At 71.7% G+C, this 15,142-nt stretch carries 18 protein-coding genes; 15 read left to right on the forward strand and 3 right to left on the reverse strand.

Translation table 11 applies throughout. The features are described from left to right. Positions 1-92 precede the first annotated feature (92 nt). From ACFVS6_RS16390 to ACFVS6_RS16400, 3 genes are all read right to left on the reverse strand, one after another. Positions 93-452: a hypothetical protein gene (locus tag ACFVS6_RS16390; protein WP_389704365.1), complete on the reverse strand. Its 360-nt coding sequence runs from the start codon at positions 450-452 to the stop codon at positions 93-95. Positions 453-542: 90 nt separating this feature from the next. Then, entirely contained in the window at positions 543-878 is a 336-nt protein-coding gene (locus tag ACFVS6_RS16395) for a hypothetical protein (protein ID WP_389704367.1), read from the reverse strand. A 286-nt stretch (positions 879-1,164) separates the two neighbouring features. Then, positions 1,165-1,602: a hypothetical protein gene (locus tag ACFVS6_RS16400; protein ID WP_389704368.1), complete on the reverse strand. Its 438-nt coding sequence runs from the start codon at positions 1,600-1,602 to the stop codon at positions 1,165-1,167. A 533-nt stretch (positions 1,603-2,135) separates the two neighbouring features. Here ACFVS6_RS16400 and ACFVS6_RS16405 point away from each other — a divergent pair. The 15 genes from ACFVS6_RS16405 (at position 2,136) to ACFVS6_RS16475 (ending at position 15,122) form a co-directional block, all read left to right on the forward strand. Next, complete coding sequence (locus tag ACFVS6_RS16405; RefSeq protein WP_389704369.1) at positions 2,136-2,882, forward strand: DUF2786 domain-containing protein; 747 nt, start codon at positions 2,136-2,138, stop codon at positions 2,880-2,882. Between the two features lie 66 nt (positions 2,883-2,948). Beyond that, positions 2,949-3,191 (forward strand): hypothetical protein, encoded by a 243-nt coding sequence (locus ACFVS6_RS16410; protein WP_389704370.1) that lies wholly within the window; start codon positions 2,949-2,951, stop codon positions 3,189-3,191. A 17-nt stretch (positions 3,192-3,208) separates the two neighbouring features. Next, on the forward strand, positions 3,209-3,670 hold the full coding sequence (locus ACFVS6_RS16415; RefSeq protein ID WP_389704372.1) for a DUF6197 family protein: 462 nt from the start codon (positions 3,209-3,211) through the stop codon (positions 3,668-3,670). 99 nt (positions 3,671-3,769) lie between these two features. Beyond that, complete coding sequence (locus ACFVS6_RS16420; protein ID WP_389704373.1) at positions 3,770-5,716, forward strand: ParB N-terminal domain-containing protein; 1,947 nt, start codon at positions 3,770-3,772, stop codon at positions 5,714-5,716. A 70-nt stretch (positions 5,717-5,786) separates the two neighbouring features. Continuing rightward, positions 5,787-6,209 (forward strand): hypothetical protein, encoded by a 423-nt coding sequence (locus tag ACFVS6_RS16425; protein WP_389704375.1) that lies wholly within the window; start codon positions 5,787-5,789, stop codon positions 6,207-6,209. A 137-nt stretch (positions 6,210-6,346) separates the two neighbouring features. Further along, entirely contained in the window at positions 6,347-7,564 is a 1,218-nt protein-coding gene (locus ACFVS6_RS16430; protein ID WP_389704376.1) for a hypothetical protein, read from the forward strand. 374 nt (positions 7,565-7,938) lie between these two features. Beyond that, positions 7,939-9,084, forward strand: coding sequence for a hypothetical protein (locus tag ACFVS6_RS16435; RefSeq protein ID WP_389704377.1), 1,146 nt, complete (start codon positions 7,939-7,941; stop codon positions 9,082-9,084). Positions 9,085-9,144: 60 nt separating this feature from the next. Then, positions 9,145-9,399: a hypothetical protein gene (locus ACFVS6_RS16440; protein WP_389704378.1), complete on the forward strand. Its 255-nt coding sequence runs from the start codon at positions 9,145-9,147 to the stop codon at positions 9,397-9,399. 472 nt (positions 9,400-9,871) lie between these two features. Further along, entirely contained in the window at positions 9,872-10,504 is a 633-nt protein-coding gene (locus ACFVS6_RS16445; RefSeq protein WP_389704380.1) for a hypothetical protein, read from the forward strand. 66 nt (positions 10,505-10,570) lie between these two features. Then, on the forward strand, positions 10,571-10,930 hold the full coding sequence (locus tag ACFVS6_RS16450; RefSeq protein WP_389704381.1) for a hypothetical protein: 360 nt from the start codon (positions 10,571-10,573) through the stop codon (positions 10,928-10,930). 126 nt (positions 10,931-11,056) lie between these two features. Next, a complete protein-coding gene (locus ACFVS6_RS16455; RefSeq protein WP_389704382.1) occupies positions 11,057-11,935 on the forward strand; it encodes a hypothetical protein in 879 nt (292 codons plus the stop codon). Positions 11,936-12,057: 122 nt separating this feature from the next. After that, positions 12,058-12,456 (forward strand): DUF6409 family protein, encoded by a 399-nt coding sequence (locus tag ACFVS6_RS16460; protein ID WP_389704384.1) that lies wholly within the window; start codon positions 12,058-12,060, stop codon positions 12,454-12,456. A 329-nt stretch (positions 12,457-12,785) separates the two neighbouring features. Then, positions 12,786-13,862: a DUF3560 domain-containing protein gene (locus ACFVS6_RS16465; protein ID WP_389704386.1), complete on the forward strand. Its 1,077-nt coding sequence runs from the start codon at positions 12,786-12,788 to the stop codon at positions 13,860-13,862. Between the two features lie 73 nt (positions 13,863-13,935). Beyond that, complete coding sequence (locus tag ACFVS6_RS16470; protein WP_389704387.1) at positions 13,936-14,634, forward strand: hypothetical protein; 699 nt, start codon at positions 13,936-13,938, stop codon at positions 14,632-14,634. A gap of 59 nt (positions 14,635-14,693) precedes the next feature. Then, positions 14,694-15,122, forward strand: coding sequence for a DUF6197 family protein (locus ACFVS6_RS16475; RefSeq protein ID WP_389704389.1), 429 nt, complete (start codon positions 14,694-14,696; stop codon positions 15,120-15,122). The last annotated feature ends 20 nt before the right edge of the window (positions 15,123-15,142 follow it).

Genomic DNA, 15,142 nt, shown 5'->3' on the forward strand with positions numbered 1-15,142 from the left:
GGCGAGGACCGATCGGTCCTCGCCCACGGCACTGTCTGTAACCGGTGGGCGCCGCGACCCGGCTAAGCCGGCCCGCGGGGTGTCCGTCAAGCTCAAGCCGCAGGGCGGCAGGGGGCCGTCCACAGCGCGGCAGCGACCTGAGTCCAGCCGTGATCCCTCTTGCTGTCGCCGCGCGCCTCCTTCGCCACCACATAGCCGTGCTCCTCCAACTGCTGCACCGCGGCCTCCCGGGGAAGGACAGGAACTTCCTTGCCGTCGAGGTCGATCAGGTAACGGCCCGGGTCATCCGGCTGGGGCACGACGAGGGTGTCAGCGGGGCCGAGGTCGACCAGCCCGACCACGACTTCGGGGCCCGGCGCGACGATGTTCAACTTCCACCGTCCGCGGAAGGCCGTGACCTCGGCCATGTAGAGCGCCGGGAGACCGATGTGGTCAGGGTGGGCTTCGGACACGGGGACTCCTCTGGCGCAGTCAGGACTTCTCGCCGACCGTAACGCACGGGTGCGACAGCGCCCTGTCGGTGAGACTGCTGGGCGCGGTGGTCACCAGAGGCTCAGCGGACGGCCGTCCGCGATCACCGCTTCGACCCGTGCGGCGATCTCCGCTTCGGACTCGCCAGCTGCTTGGCCGGCGCGGATGGCGGCGCCGATCGCACGGGATCGTCCGGCGGGGCCGCGCAGATCCGACAGGGGACTTCCCGGATCGCGCCGCCGGGCCACCCACTCGGCTCGGTTCTCCGCCGCCGTGCCCAGCCGGAGGTGCGCCGGCTGCTGGCATGAGTGGGAGTCGCAGGTGTGGCAGACGGTCAGGTCGGTGCCCCAGCCCAACCGCGGGATGACGCCGTGCGCGAGCTGGTACCCGTACAGGTGCGCGGGCACCGTGCCCCGCCGAGTCCGGCCGGGCCGCGAGGTGGCCCGGAACGTGGCGTGCCCGGTGCTGGAGATCCCGCCGGTGAAGAACCAGCACCCGGTGGCCGGGGCCCGATAGACCTTCGCCCAGTAGCGGGCCTGAACAGACTCGTCGGCTAGCCAAGCGGCCCATTCAACCGCCGCTATTCGAACCGGCGTTGGGTCTCCGAGAAGGGAAAGCTGCTCGTCAACTGGAGCGGGCCCGGACCCCTTCACCGCAGTGAGCGGGAAGAGCCCGGGCCCAGGGTCACCGTGATCAGCCGGCATCGGCCAGGCTGCCCTCCATCGCGGAGTCCGGGGCGGAGCCGGAAGGATTCTTGGCTGAGGCGCCGGCCTTCCTGGCGCGGCGAACCGGGCGCGGGCGCTCGGCGCGGGCACGCAGCTCCTCGATCACCTCCTTGGCGCGAGCGGCGGTAACAGGCTTCGCCTCGCGTTCCAGCTCCTCCGCCTCGACCCCGAGCAGCTGCGCGACCAACTCGGCGTCGTTGTTGAACAGCCGAAGGACGGCTGCCGCAGCCTCCCGCGCCGCGACCTCGGCGTCATCCTTCGCCTTCGACGCCTTCACCGCGGCCTCTCGTGTGGTCAGGGCGTTGGCCGCAGCGAACTCCCGTGTCCGCGCCTGGATCTCCTCGACGGCGCGCACACGCCGCTTCAACTCCGCCGAGGTCACCGTTGCTGTCGATGTCGTGCTCATCCGTTCCCCATCCCCGCCAGATCCGTGCTCATCGCGCGCACCGTAAGCACGAGTCCGCGGACACCTCAAACTGCGGTCGAAGGTGCCGGCGTCAGAGCTTCTGTGCCTCCGGCGGGTCCTCTCTCGGAGGGGGTGGGGGCGGGTTGGTCGGGTGCGGGCCCGTGGTGGTTGGGGTGGTGGGGGCGGGGTTCCCTCCTCGGTCGGACACCCGGAGGGCGTACCAGGGCCCCGGGCAGGGTGCCCAGGCCGAGCCGCTTCGCGGTCGCTTCGCGAGCCTGGACACCCCACCCGGAACCCTGGTGCGGCGGAGCTGTCCGACCGAGGAGGGAACCCCGCCCGGGGCCCGTTGTGGCCGGGCCCGGCCGGGCGGGTGTGGGTGGACGCGGCGGGAAAAGAGCAGGTCAGGTGGGTTTCCTGGCTTGACCCGACATCAAGAACATGGTTTAATTAGTGATGTCGGAAGGGGAGGGCAACACCCCAGCCGGCCCGGAGGCCCACCGGCCCCGGCACCCCCTCTCACCAGGAGAAGAACTGTGACCACCCATGCGGACGCGAACCCCAAGCTGGCGACGATTCGGGCGCTGCTGGCCAAGGCTGAGGACCCGGCCACGCCGGAGGCCGAGGCCGAGCTTGCCCGGACCCGGGCGATGGAGATGGTGGCGAAGTACGGCGTGGATGAGGCGCTGCTGAGCGACGGGCAGCCGTCGCGCGACGGGATCACGGACAAGTACATCGACCTCCCGAACCCCTGGTCGATGTCGCGTGTGCGCCTGATGTCCTTCATTGCGGAGGCTGTCGGCTGCCGGGCCATCTACATGGGGCAAGAGGTCGCGGGCGGCGGCCGTCGCGTCCACATCATCGGCTTCGAGTCCGATGTCCAGCGCGCGGAGATCCTCTACACCTCGCTCCTGCTTCAGATGCTCAACGGCCTTAACAGGCAGGTCGTGCCGTACGGCGTGCGCAGCGCGAAGGCGTGGCGCAACTCTTGGCAGCTCGGATTCATCGAGCGCGTGATTGAGCGGCTGGAGGCCATCGAGAAGGCCGCCCGAGCCGCTGCCAGCGGGGAGACGTCCGCCTCCGGCCGCAGCGGTGAACTTGTTCTGGCCGACCGTGCCGCGATGGTCCGGGCGGCGACCCGCAAGGACCACCCGCGCACGCGGGGCCAGGGCGGGACGTACAGCGGCAGCGGTTACGGCGACGGGGCCGCCGCAGGCAACCGCGCGGACATCGGCGGAACCCGCCGCATCGGGGCCAGGTCCGCCGGATCGCTCGCAGCCTGATCCACGCCCCCGCCGGGGCGGCGGCCCGCCGCCCCGGCCCGCCCCGCGCGTCCCCGAGGAGCCCGCGTGTTCATGGACTGGATCAGGTTCCACAGGACCGACGAGAACGGTCGCCACTACTTCCAGGTGTACAGCGTTCCCCAGGCATGGAACGCCGCCGCCCCGAAGATCCCCGGCACCGGCCGGATCAGCGAAGCCGCCGCCCGAACCTTCGCCAGCACCAGCCCGGCCGGGCACCGGTGGCGCACCCCCTGCTACTGCACCGGCTGCACCATTGCCGCCAAGTCCGTTGAAATCGATGCACCTTGACCGCCCAGGAGACCGCCATGCCGTCCCGGCACCGCGCCACCCCCGCCCGCATCCTCACCGCCGCCGCCGACCACATCGAGCGCGTCGGCCTGTACCAGGGTGACCACCTCTGGCAGCCCGGCCGGATGGGCAACACCGCCCCGTGCAACCTGCTGCACGCATGGGGGCGCGGCGTGCGCGCCGCCCGGCCCCGCTGGACCGAGCGCGGGGAGGCGTGGGACATCTTCCAGCGGTCCCTGTTTGACTCCCTGGTGGTGCTCAGCAACCACGCGCACGGCAACCCCGTGTCGCCCGTCCGGTGGCGAAAGCTGGGCCTCACCGAGGACGCTTACCGCCGCACCCTCCTGTGGTGCTGGACCGACGCCCCCGGCCGGACGACCGCCGAGGCCGCCACCCTGATCCGCTCCGCCGCAGCCCCCTACCGGAGTGACGCCGATCACACTGTCCCCGGTTGTCCGACACTCCAAAACGTGGTTTAATTAAGCATGTCGGAAGGGGGAGGGCAACACCCCCGACCGACACCCCCCGCCGGGGCCGACCGGCCCCGGCGGCACCTCTCACCAGAAGGTAGTACGACGATGACCACCCAGACCCAGGCCGGCGTCCAGACCGCTCCCGCCCCGTGGCCGACCATCAGCACTGCGGAACTCCTCGCGCACTCCGGCAACGTCCGCTCCGTAGAGGCCCCGGCTGATCTGCTGGCTGACGTGAAGGCCAACGGCGTTCAGGAGCCGCTGTACGTGGTGAGCACCCACGGTGGGGTGCCGCAGATCATCGACGGGTTCCAGCGGCTCGCCGCCGCCGTCGACGCGGGGGTTGAGGCCCTGCCGTTCACGCCCCGCCCGGTGATCCGGATTGATGCGCTCACCCCGCACCCGGAGAACGCCCGTGAGGATCTCGACATCAACGCGCGGTTCGTGGAGTCCTTCCGCGCCGAGGGGTGCCGTATCCCCGTCAAGATCCAGCGGCTTGAGGGCGGAGTCATCCAGGTCAATGACGGCCACCGCCGCTACTTCGGCGCACAGGACGCGGGCCTCACCCACCTGCCGTACGAGTGGGAGGACGACGACCGCGACGCCGCCGGGCAGTTCCTCGACATGATCACCACCTCCGAGCAGCGCAAGGGTCTGACGAAGCGGGAGATGGACCAGGCGATGTTCAGCGCCGCCGAGGCGGGCGCGCAGGTCGGCCGCATCGCCAAGGCGGCGGGCGTCAAGCAGAAGGACGTGCGCACTCTCGTCAAGGTCCGCAACAGCGAGACGCTCAGCGCCGCCATCAGCGCCGCGAGCGGCTACACGTGGACGTTCGAGAACATGGCCGCCCTCCAGGAGTTCGCCGACAACCCGGAGGCACTTGCCGCGATCACCGAGGCCGCCGCCGCCAAGGGTGCGGACGAGGCGAAGGTTCAGTGGGCCATCGAGGTCGAGCGGGTCAAGCGCGACAAGGCAGCCAAGGCTGAGGCCCACCGCGCGGAGCTGGAGACCGCCGGGCAGAAGATCCGGGGTGCTGAGGAGCTGTCCGAACGAGCCGTGAGGGTGTGGCGGCTGAGCGGGGTCAGCAAGGAGGAGCACAACGGGTGCAAGGGTCAGGTCTGGGTGTTCGACGAGCAGCGGGGCGACCGGTACGAGCCCTACTGCACGTCCCCCGGACTGTACGGCCACGTCGCGCCGGACAGCGCCAAGGGCAACGGGACCGGCACGCTCAGGACCGCCGCCGAGGTCGAGGCCGAGCGCGCCGAGCGCGCCGCCGTCAAGGCGGGGAACATCGACTGGGACGCCGCCGAGGTGATCCGCCGGAAGTGGCTCGCGGACCTGATCAAGTCCCGCAGCCTCCCGAAGGCCAGCACCAACGCCCTGATCCGCCACGTCAACGAAGCGCTTCTGAGTGGCACGTGGGGAATCAGCGACGACCTGAACAAGGAGCCCACCACCGCGATCCTGGCCGCCTTCCTGGGGCTGAACGCCCAGCAGGCCAAGAACCGCAGCGCGTTCGCCGAGCACGCCGCCAAGGACCCGCGCCGGGCCCCGCAGCTCCAGTTCGCGGCCATCGCCGCCGTGCGCGAGAAGTGCGCGAACCGGTCGGCGTGGCGGACCGACGGCCAGCGCGCCCCGTGGACCCGGACGCCCACCGCTGCATGGTTCCGCGTGCTGGAGTCCCTCGGCTACCAGCTGACGCCCATCGAGCGGTCCGTGGCGGAGGAGACGCCGTACGACCCGGCGAAGAAGGAGCAGCCCCGCGCGTCCCTTCTCGGCGGAGGCGAGCCGGAGGCCGAGCCGGACGCGCGACAGGACGAGGGCGGGCAGGGTGAGGAGGAGCCGGAGGCCGAACCCGGCGAGGACGAGGGCGAGCAGGCCGAGGGTGACGCCCAGCCGGAGCAGGCCGAGGAGGCCCCGGAGGTCGAGCCCGAGCCGGAAGCCCCGGCCGAGGGCGAGGGCGACCAGGCCGACACGGAGCCGGAGAGCGCGGAGGTGGAGCCGGACGCCCCGGCGGCCGAGGAGTCGAGCGCCGAGACCGAAACCGCCTGATCCTCTCCACCGATCCGACGCCGGGGGCGGGAATCCACCCCGCCCCCGGCCACCCCCCAGGAGCCCCACCGTGACCCGTGCCGTTCTCTCCGAGACCTACGCCGACGACCACTGCTGCGGATACGCCGCCGCGCCCGCCGAGCCCAACGCCAGCGTCGCCGCCGACCTCATGCAGGCCCGCGCCATCGCGGGCGGACTCGCGGAGTTCGGCATCGGGTCAGCCCGCTGGTCGGCCGCCTACGACCCCGAGGCCGCCGCCGTCGTCCTGCGCGTGGACACCCCGCGCGGACTGTACGCGCTCACCATCCCCGAGCCCGGCCAGCCGTTCGCCGTCCGCCACCACGGCGCGCGCATCGGGGCCTTGGACTCCCGCCGCACCTACGGCACCCCGGACAGCCTCACCGCCGCACTCTTCGCCGCTTTCCTGCGCGACCGCGCCGCACTCGACATCCCCGGCCGGGACGTTTGCCCCAGCCGTCAAAACATGGTTTAATTAGTGGTGTCGGAGGGGGAGGGCAACACCCCCTCCGAGCCACGGGCCGTCAGCCGGCCTCGACCCGACCCCGGCCGCACGCGGAGGGCAACCCGCCCGGCCGGGGGCTCGATTTCTCTCACCAGCAGGAGCACCCGATGACCAGCGCAGCCATGCGGTTTTCCGTCCCCGCCAACGCCCAGGCCCGCGTCCGCCAGCTCGTTGAGGCCACCAACGCCCGTGCCGCCGTCCACCGCCTCAGCCCGTACGCGCTCGACATCTCCGCCCCGTTCCTGGCCGACTACCGCGACGTGGACGGCCGCGTGATCGGCAAGCGCCCCACCATCACCGTGACGATCAGCGGTGACCTTCCCCGTCACCAGGGCTGGACCGTCATCGCCCGCCTGGACCACGACGAGGAGGGCGAGACGATCACCAGCCTGTTCCCGGGCCTTCCGGAGCGGGACGCCGAGGCCGCCCGCCAGCACCGCGCCATCGAGAACTACTGCCACGGGTGCGCGGTCGCCCGCCACCGCACCGCCACCTACCTCGCCCGCCACGAGAACGGCGAGATCAAGCAGCTGGGCACCACGTGCGTCGAGCCGTACACCGGCCTGCCGATCAAGGGCCTTGAGGCGCTGTGGCGTCTAGGGACGATCAAGGACTCCGACTGGGACGGCAACGAGGGCGGAGTCCCGGCCGACTTGCGGGTGCCGGTGGACGAGGTCCTCCGGGTGGCCGCCGCCGTCGTCGCCCAGGACGGCCGCTTCTACAGCCGCTCCGAGGAGTGGAAGAACCGCGTACCGACTGCCGATTCGGTGGACGCCTACTTCTTCGACCGCAAGGTGTCGCAGGAGTGGCGGGCCGGAATCGACGCCGAGCCGGACGCGGCGAGCACCGCCGCCGCCGTCCGCGCGTGGGCCCTCCAGGGGTACGGCAGCCTCTCCGAGTACCGCCACAAGGTGGGCCAGCTGGCCAAGGGCGAGACCGTCGCCCCCCGTCACCTGCCGACGCTGGTCTCCGCCGTCGCCGGGTGGCATCGAGACCAGGAGAAGGAAGCCATCGAGCGGGCCGCCCGGAACAGCAAGCCGCAGGGCACCAAGGGGGAGCGGCTCACGGTCCCCGCCACCGTGACCACCGTGATCGAGCTGGAGGAGCGGCACTACGGCTACCACGCCCAGCGCCGCAGGCTGGTCAAGTTCCAGGACGAGGGCGGCAACGTCTACGTCTGGTTCAGCAGCGCCGCCACCGTCCCGGACAAGGGCGACGAGGTCGAGCTGACCGGCACCGTCAAGGAGCACAGCACCTACGGCGAGACCGCCCAGACCGTGCTCACCCGGTGCCGAGTCACCGAGCGCGAGCCGGTCGCCGCCTAGGAGGGCCCGGCCGGGCGGAGACCACCGCCCGGCCGTCCCCCGGCCGCCGGACCGTGGGGCCGGGCGGCATCGAGCCGCCCACCCCCACGCTCGCCCACCGCCCGCCACGGTGACCCCGGTCCGGCGGCCGGCCGCCGGACGGCCCCGACCGAAAGGGCGTCCCTGCGGGACGGCGCAGCCTGGCCCGGCTCGCAGCCGGCCGGGACGTCCGGGCCGCAGGCGGCCCTCCCGCCCCGCCCGGACGCCGGGCCAACGGACGTGCCCTGCGGGCACGACAGCACTCTCCGTCGCGCTCCGCGCGACCACGGCGGCACCCCGAGGACGGGGGCGCCGCCCGCCCCCGACCGCGCCGCCGAACCCACCGAGGACGACCCATGCCCGAGCCCGTGCGCGCCGCCGCCCCGTTTGGCGATCCCTCGCCGCAGACCTGTCTGCAAGTCGCAGGGGAAGCCGCCCTGCTCGCCGTCATCGCCGCGGACGACGCCATGGCCGCCGTCTGCCGAAGCCGCTCCGGGGCCGCGAAGCTGGAGGCGGCCATGCACGCGGCCCACCAGGAAGCCGTCGAGGCCGCCCGGCACGCCGACCACGCCGAGCAGTACGCCGACGACCCCGAGATGCCCGCCAGTGCGCTCGCCTACTGTGCTCGCCAAGCCGTCCACCACGCCGTGCTCGCCCAGGCCGCCGCCGGAGTCGAGACCACGGCCGCCGGCCTGGGTGCCGAGCTGGACCGCGTCCTCACGCCCGCGGAACTGGCCGAGCGCGAGAGCGCCCGCCGCCAAGAGGAGGCCGAGCGCGAGGCCGAGCAGCAGGCGGCCACCGGCATGGACCGCCCGAACCGGGAGAAGGCCGCCTCGAACCTCTACCTCGCCGAACGCCACGTTGCCGAACTCGGCTGGACCACCGGCCACCTGAGGGTGATGGAGGCCGCCGCGACCGGCCGCCTGTACTGGCGCGGCAGCCGTGCCCGGCTCGCGGCGCGGAACGGCGAGTGGACCGGCGGGCGCCGGATCAGCCAGGAGAGGACGCAGGCACTGCTGACCGCCAAGTTCCTCACCGCCGCCCAGAACGGCGACGGCACCCACGTACTCACCCCAAGCCCGATGGGCAACGTCGCCTTGGACCTTGCCCGACTCCACCAGGACGGGCTGCACACCAGCGACCGCGCCGCCTACGACGCACGGTTCGCCCGGGTCCGCCGCCGACACAAGCGCCGCGACGACCAGAAAGCCGCCGCCCGACGCCTGCCCCCGCTCGACCGCAGCGCGCAGAAGCTCTACCAGAAGCCGGTCACCATCGCCGAACAGCAGGCGCTCGACAGCCAGCAGGCTCCCCTCGACGCCGTACCGGCCACCCCGCCGGAGACCGGCGCCGAACCTCTCCCCGCCGCCGCCCCGCCGCAGCCGGCACCCGCACTGGCCACGACACCGCGAGCCCCAGCACATGGTCCGTACAGGCCCCTGCGCAGCAGGCCGCGGACCCGGGTGATCCCCGTTTCCCCACTCCAGCCCACCCTGTGGTGACCCTGCCCGAGGTACTCCGGGCCAGCACCCTGTGACACCCCTGAAAGGCATCATCAGCCCATGGATGAGATTCACAAGATCACCAGTCTTGACGCGACCTGGAAGCCCGGCGACGTGGTCTTCGACGCGGAGGGCAACATCCGAGTCCGGTCCGACCACCCGAAATGGGTATGGGACTACCCCAACGAGGGAAGCACTCGTACCGTTTTCGGTGACCCCGCGGTTCCGGAAGGCGGTCTGGAGGAGAAGGACGTTCCCCGGCCGCTGATCCTTCTCGTACGGGACGGTCACGCCGTCAACGGGCAGCCCGTTTAGCCGAGCGTCCGACCGGTTACGGGTGCTGGCGTTAGAGCTTCTGTGCCTCCGGCGGGTCCTCTCTCGGAGGGGGTGGGGGCGGGTTGGTCGGGTGCGGGCCCGTGGTGGTTGGGGTGGTGGGGGCGGGGTTCCCTCCTCGGTCGGACACCCGGAGGGCGTACCAGGGCCCCGGGCAGGGTGTCCAGGCCGGGCCGCTTCGCGGTCGCTTCGCGAGCCTGGACACCCCACCCGGAACCCTGGTGCGGCGGAGCTGTCCGACCGAGGAGGGAACCCCGCCCGGGGCCCGTTGTGGCCGGGCCCGGCCGGGCGGGTGTGGGTGGACGCGGCGGGAAAAGGGCAGGTCAGGGGGTTTTCTGGCTTGACCCGAACCCAAGAACATGGTTTAATTAGTGATGTCGGAAGGGGAGGGCAACACCCCAGCCGACCCGGAGGCCCACCGGCCCCCGGCACCACCTCTCACCAGGAGAACACGATGAACCAGCGGCTCACCGTCGCCGATCTCGCCCACCCGATCGCCCTCGCGCTCGGCGGGAACTGGCGACCGCAGCAGGTGCTGCACGGCGTCCGGGAAATGCCCCACGCCGCCACCCTTACTCACTTCGACGGGCGGCAGCTCCACCTGTCCGAGCGCTTCGACGACCCCGGTTACCTCACCGTACGTGGCCTGTTCCCCGCCACCGACTACTCGTTCGGCCGAGGCGAGACCGACAGTGTCCGCGTCGCCATGGACGAGGCCGCCGACTCTATCGCCGCTTTGATCTCCGGCGAATTCATCGCCAGGCACGACGAGGTGCACCAGCGCGTGCGGCGGCACAACAGTCAGCAGGCCAAGGCGAGGCAGGCAGTCGAGGAACACGCCCGCACGGTCGCCGCCCTTCTCCCCGGGGCCCGGACCCGAATCGAGGGGACCACCGCCTATCTGTACATCGACCTTGACCCCGGAACGGTCCGCATCGGCATCGACGGCGAAACCGTCAATATCGTTCTCAACGACGCGCCCCCGATCATTGCCGACGCCGTTGTGTACGCGGTGAGCCGATTCCTTCCCCATAACGAGACGCCAGAAGAGGAGTTCGGCCAGCCTGACGAAGAAGTGGACTTCTGACTTCCCGGAAATCCGGGGCGGCGCGCACCCGCAGCGCGCCGCCCCTCCTCCCAGCGAAAGGCCGCCATGAGCGCCGACCTGTTCGTCATCACCCCGAAATGGACCGTCCAGGCCCCGCACCTTCGGTGCATCCTGAAAAGGGCACTGGCCGTCCAGCCCGCACAGCAAGTGTGGTCCGGAGCAGAGCACATCAACAACGCCGGGGCGATGGCCTATGGCGGAGAACTTCCCGATTCCGGCCCGTGGCACCTCGACCGCTCCCAGCTCTGCACGCTCAAAATCGCCATCGAATGGCGCAGGGCCAAGCGCCAGGCTCACCCCCAGAACACCGCATCGGACATCCTCGAACACTGGACGGAAATAGAGGACGAGGTCATAGCGGCTTACCGGAATTCCTGCCACGCGGAAGGGCTGTACTGGATGTGAGGGCTTGACCAGCAGCTAAGAACATGGTTTAATTAAGCATGTCGGAAGGGGGAGGGCAACATCCCCGACCGCCATCCCCGGCCAGCCGGCCGCAGACCCGCGAATTCTCACCAGGGAGACCAGGAAATGCCCAGCAAGCCCAAGATGACCCAGGACGAGCGATGCGCCTACAGCGCCCGGATGCGCGGCGAACTCGAATCCGTCATGGACCGCGCTTATGGCGCGATGGTCACCGACGAAGGATTCTGGGCCGCCGTCATGCGCACGGCTGCGAACCTGACCCACCCGGACCGCGACGACCGCAGCCCCGTCAACTGCATCGCCATCGCCGCCCAGTGCCCCCACGCGACCCGTGTCCTCAGCTCTGGCGACTGGCGCAAGGCCGGACGTTTCCCCGCCAAGGGCTCCACGTCCATTCGCATCTGGACCCCGATCCGGCGACGGACCGACGAGGCCCCGGCCGCCGCCGAGACCGGCCCCCGGGAAGCCCCCGCCGACACCGCCGAGGGGGAGGGGCGCAAGGTCTCCGGCTACAAGGCGGGGCCGGTGTTCGACATCAGCCAGACCGACGGCGACGCCTACGAGCCGCCCGCCCCCGCCCCGCTCGCCGCCGAGGCCGTCCGGGACATCCTGCTCGCCCAGTACCGCGACTGGTACCACGAGGACCCCGAGCAGGCCGGAGGGTTCGACTTCACCCAAGAGGACCCCGACGCCGCCGTCCGCATCCTGCTGTACGGCCATGCCTGGCGACGCCTGCCCGAGACGGACGCCGCGCTCCCCGGGCAGCACGCGGCCGAGGTCGCATCCGCCGCCCACGTCGCCGCCCTGATCCTCGGCGTCGCCCCCGGCCCGGCCGTCATGCCTCCGCTCGCGGGCATCATCACCCAGGACAAGAAGCCCCCCGTGCACGAGTCCGCCGTCCGGGCCATCGAAGCGGGCCGCCTCGTCGCGCGTGCTGTCACCGCCGCCACCGAGCGCCGCCGCGAACTCGTCGCAGCCGGTTGACCTGAGCCCCAAAACATGGTTTAATTAAGCATGTCGGAAGGGGGAGGGCAACACCCCCGACCGACACCCCCCCGCCGGGGCCGACCGGCCCCGGCGGAACCTCTCACCAGACAGGGAACGACATGCTCAACACCCAGGCCCCCACCGTCCAGGACTTCCCCACTGCCACCCTCGTGACCGCCGGACCGTGGTTCCGGGGCCACCAGCTGGACCCCCGCCCGGCCATCGTGGTCTGCCCCTTCGGCGGCCCCGAGTTCGCCGACGAGGCCACCATGGTCGTCGTCTGGTACTTCACGATCGGTGCCCCGAAGCCCGGGGACAGCGTCCAGGCGATGTTCCCCCACGAGCTGACCCCGCTTGACGACACGTTGACCACCATGGACACGGCCACGTTCTGCGACATCGCCACCAGCCTGCCGCTCGGACGGTTCGCCTACGGCGACGGAAACGACCTCATCGCCGCCATGAACCGCGCGGTCCGCGAGCGGATCGAAACCGCCCCGGCCGCCCACAGCAGCTGACGCAAGGCCCCGCCGGTCCGGGGGAGGGCAACACCTCCGGACCGGCGGGCCACCACACCCCAGCGGACACCCCTTCGGGGCGGCAGCAGCACGGTCCGGTGCGTTCACCGCCGCCGGCCGACTCCGCCTAGCGGCTCCGCCGACCGACGACGGGCACCGGACCGCGAAGGACGCGCCCCGCAGGGGCGCGGCAGCCCCTGCCGTCGCGCGGGGCGCGACGGCGCGGACCGCTCGTCCCTCACGGCCCGCCCCGGTGGTGCCGCACCGCTTACAGCACCCCGTCCGCCTTCCAGGCGGACCAAAGACTCTCACCAGAAGAGACCAGTTCAATGACCATCCAGATCACCCACACCCGCCGGGAAGGCACCCTGATCGACGGCACCAGCCGGAGCGACGGATCGGCCAAGATCCTCAAGCTCCGCCAGTACGGCCGCACCCTCCGCCAGCCCTTCCGCTGGAGCAGGAACCTCGACTGCTGGTACCTCCCGCACAGCCGCGACCACGCCGCCTACACCCCCTCCCTCGAACTCCTTGCCCAGCGACTGCGGGACGCCGGCCTCGACACCACCCTCACCGTCGACAACACCGACCGCCGCACCTTCGCCGAGGCCGAGCAGGACAGGGAAGACCGCGCCGAGGCCCGCGCCGACCGCTTCGCCGGGTACGCCGACAACGCCGCCCGCAACTCCCAGGCTGCGTGGAAGTCCGCCCACGAGATATCCGGGCGGTTCGAGTTCGGGCAGCCCATCCTCCGCGGACACCATTCGGAGCCCCGCGCCCTCCGCGACCGGGCGCGCATGGACACCTCGATGCGCAAGAGCATCAGCGAAGGCGACCGTGCCCAGCACTGGGCCGACCGGCAGAAGGCCGCCGCCAACTACGAGCAGTTCCGAACCAACCCCGGCCGGACCCTCCGGCGCCTGGACAAGCTGCGCGCCGACCTCCGCGCCGTCGAGAAGTGGCAGCGCGGCGAGTCCGCCAAGGGATACAGCCGCAACCCCGCCGATCCGGAGCTCCCCATCCGTCACGAGGAGCTGACCGAGGAGATCGCGCACTGGGAGCAAGTCATCAACGACGCCGAGGCCAAGGGCTTCAAGGTCTGGTCGAAGGTCGATTTCACGCGCGGTGACTTCGCGCTCTACCGAGGCACCTGGTACGAGGTCCTGCGCGTCAACCCCAAGAGCGTGACCATCCGGCACATCTTCAACAGCACCGGCAGGACGGTCGTACGCGCCACCGACGACGGATACGACGGCTGGACCTCCACCGCCCCCTACGACGACGTGTCCGGCCGCAAGAGCGCCGCCGAGATGCAGCAGCCGTCCCAGGTCGAGGCGACCGAGCACCAGCAGGAGGCGGCCGAGCACTCCCCGTGGGTCAGTGCAGCCCTCGCTGCCGCCGCGTAAAAACCCGCCGTGCCCGCCCCGGCGGCCGAGCGCCCCGGGGCGGGCCCCTCTCTCACCAGAACAGGGCCCCACCATGACCACTCAGCTCCTCGAACGACCCGTAGCCCTCACCCGCCCCGCCACCGAGCCGGACGACCAGCACCCCGCCTCCCCGGAGCAGCCCGACCACCCCACGGCCTCCGCAGAAGCCGCGCCGTCCGCCGCCCACCAGGCCGCCATGCCCTACCGCATCGGAGCCCCGGACTCCGCAGGCCGCTATCCCGTGATCATCGGCCAGGACCTGGTCATCGGCCGCGCCCACCGGTGGAACCGGGACTGGTGGGTCGAGACCAGCACGGGAGAGACCAACTTCGGCCGCCCGGACAAGGGCGTTCCCGGCGTCGAGATGGCCGCCGCCCGTCTCGCCGAGATGTATGCCGCCGGAGAGATCACCGCCATCCCGCTGGACCAGATCCGCGCCGAAGTGCTCCGGCCGCTGACCGGACCCGTACCGCTGCTTCACCCGCGGATGCCCGTCAGCGACCGCAACGGCAAGAGCGCTCTCACTGCGTTCGCCGGGCTCGCGAACCTCCAGTGGCGAGCGGTCCTCACCGGATTCCCCGGCAGTGACAACCACTGGGTCCTGCTCTGCGAGCTGTGCGGGTGGGTGGGGCCGAAGTTCTGGAGCCACCTGCGCGGGAGGAACGGCGGACTGCCCAGCCTCCACCGCCACGAGGGCGGATGCGTCGGCCCGGACCGCGTCCGCGAACTGATCCCCGCCTACCAGCAGTAGGCCCGACCCCCGGGGGCGGCGGCCCGCCGCCCCCGGGCAGCACCGAGACGGACACGACCATGCAGATCCGCTACAGCCCCGAGAGCATCGTCATCGCCGACACCCCGGCCGCCATCCTGGAGTGGGCCGCCCACCACATCGAGCACGTCGGCATCCACCAGGGCCCGCACCTCTTCGACGGCCCCGGCCGAACCACCCTCTTGCCCTGCTGGCCGCGCGGCGCACTCGAAGTCGCCGCCGGCCGAGCGCGGGGAGCCGCCGGCCGCAGCTACGACTGGCCCCGCATCAACCAGGCCCGTGACGAGGCGTTCGCCCTCCTCGCCGAGACCCTCACCGGCAACCCCGTGGACGCCGCCGACACCGCCGCCGCAGACACCGTCCACCGGGACGCCATCGACCGGTGGAGCGCCGAACCCGGCCGCACCGCCGCAGACGCCGCCCGCACCTTCCGCGAAGCCGCGGCCCGCGCCGACCACGCGCTGTTCTGACCAGCCCCGCCCCGCGCACC

This window comes from Streptomyces sp. NPDC057939 (genome assembly GCF_042887545.1).
GTDB lineage: Bacteria > Actinomycetota > Actinomycetes > Streptomycetales > Streptomycetaceae > Streptomyces.

What these genes read in the sequence shown, in the direction of transcription:
- ACFVS6_RS16400 (WP_389704368.1), bottom strand. Translation starts at nt 1,602, where the DNA reads ATGAGCACGACATCGACAGCAACGGTGACCTCGGCGGAGTTGAAGCGG.
- ACFVS6_RS16415 (WP_389704372.1), top strand. Translation starts at nt 3,209, where the DNA reads ATGCCGTCCCGGCACCGCGCCACCCCCGCCCGCATCCTCACCGCCGCC.
- ACFVS6_RS16420 (WP_389704373.1), top strand. Translation starts at nt 3,770, where the DNA reads ATGACCACCCAGACCCAGGCCGGCGTCCAGACCGCTCCCGCCCCGTGG.
- ACFVS6_RS16430 (WP_389704376.1), top strand. Translation starts at nt 6,347, where the DNA reads ATGACCAGCGCAGCCATGCGGTTTTCCGTCCCCGCCAACGCCCAGGCC.
- ACFVS6_RS16435 (WP_389704377.1), top strand. Translation starts at nt 7,939, where the DNA reads ATGCCCGAGCCCGTGCGCGCCGCCGCCCCGTTTGGCGATCCCTCGCCG.
- ACFVS6_RS16440 (WP_389704378.1), top strand. Translation starts at nt 9,145, where the DNA reads ATGGATGAGATTCACAAGATCACCAGTCTTGACGCGACCTGGAAGCCC.
- ACFVS6_RS16445 (WP_389704380.1), top strand. Translation starts at nt 9,872, where the DNA reads ATGAACCAGCGGCTCACCGTCGCCGATCTCGCCCACCCGATCGCCCTC.
- ACFVS6_RS16450 (WP_389704381.1), top strand. Translation starts at nt 10,571, where the DNA reads ATGAGCGCCGACCTGTTCGTCATCACCCCGAAATGGACCGTCCAGGCC.
- ACFVS6_RS16455 (WP_389704382.1), top strand. Translation starts at nt 11,057, where the DNA reads ATGCCCAGCAAGCCCAAGATGACCCAGGACGAGCGATGCGCCTACAGC.
- ACFVS6_RS16460 (WP_389704384.1), top strand. Translation starts at nt 12,058, where the DNA reads ATGCTCAACACCCAGGCCCCCACCGTCCAGGACTTCCCCACTGCCACC.
- ACFVS6_RS16465 (WP_389704386.1), top strand. Translation starts at nt 12,786, where the DNA reads ATGACCATCCAGATCACCCACACCCGCCGGGAAGGCACCCTGATCGAC.
- ACFVS6_RS16470 (WP_389704387.1), top strand. Translation starts at nt 13,936, where the DNA reads ATGACCACTCAGCTCCTCGAACGACCCGTAGCCCTCACCCGCCCCGCC.
- ACFVS6_RS16475 (WP_389704389.1), top strand. Translation starts at nt 14,694, where the DNA reads ATGCAGATCCGCTACAGCCCCGAGAGCATCGTCATCGCCGACACCCCG.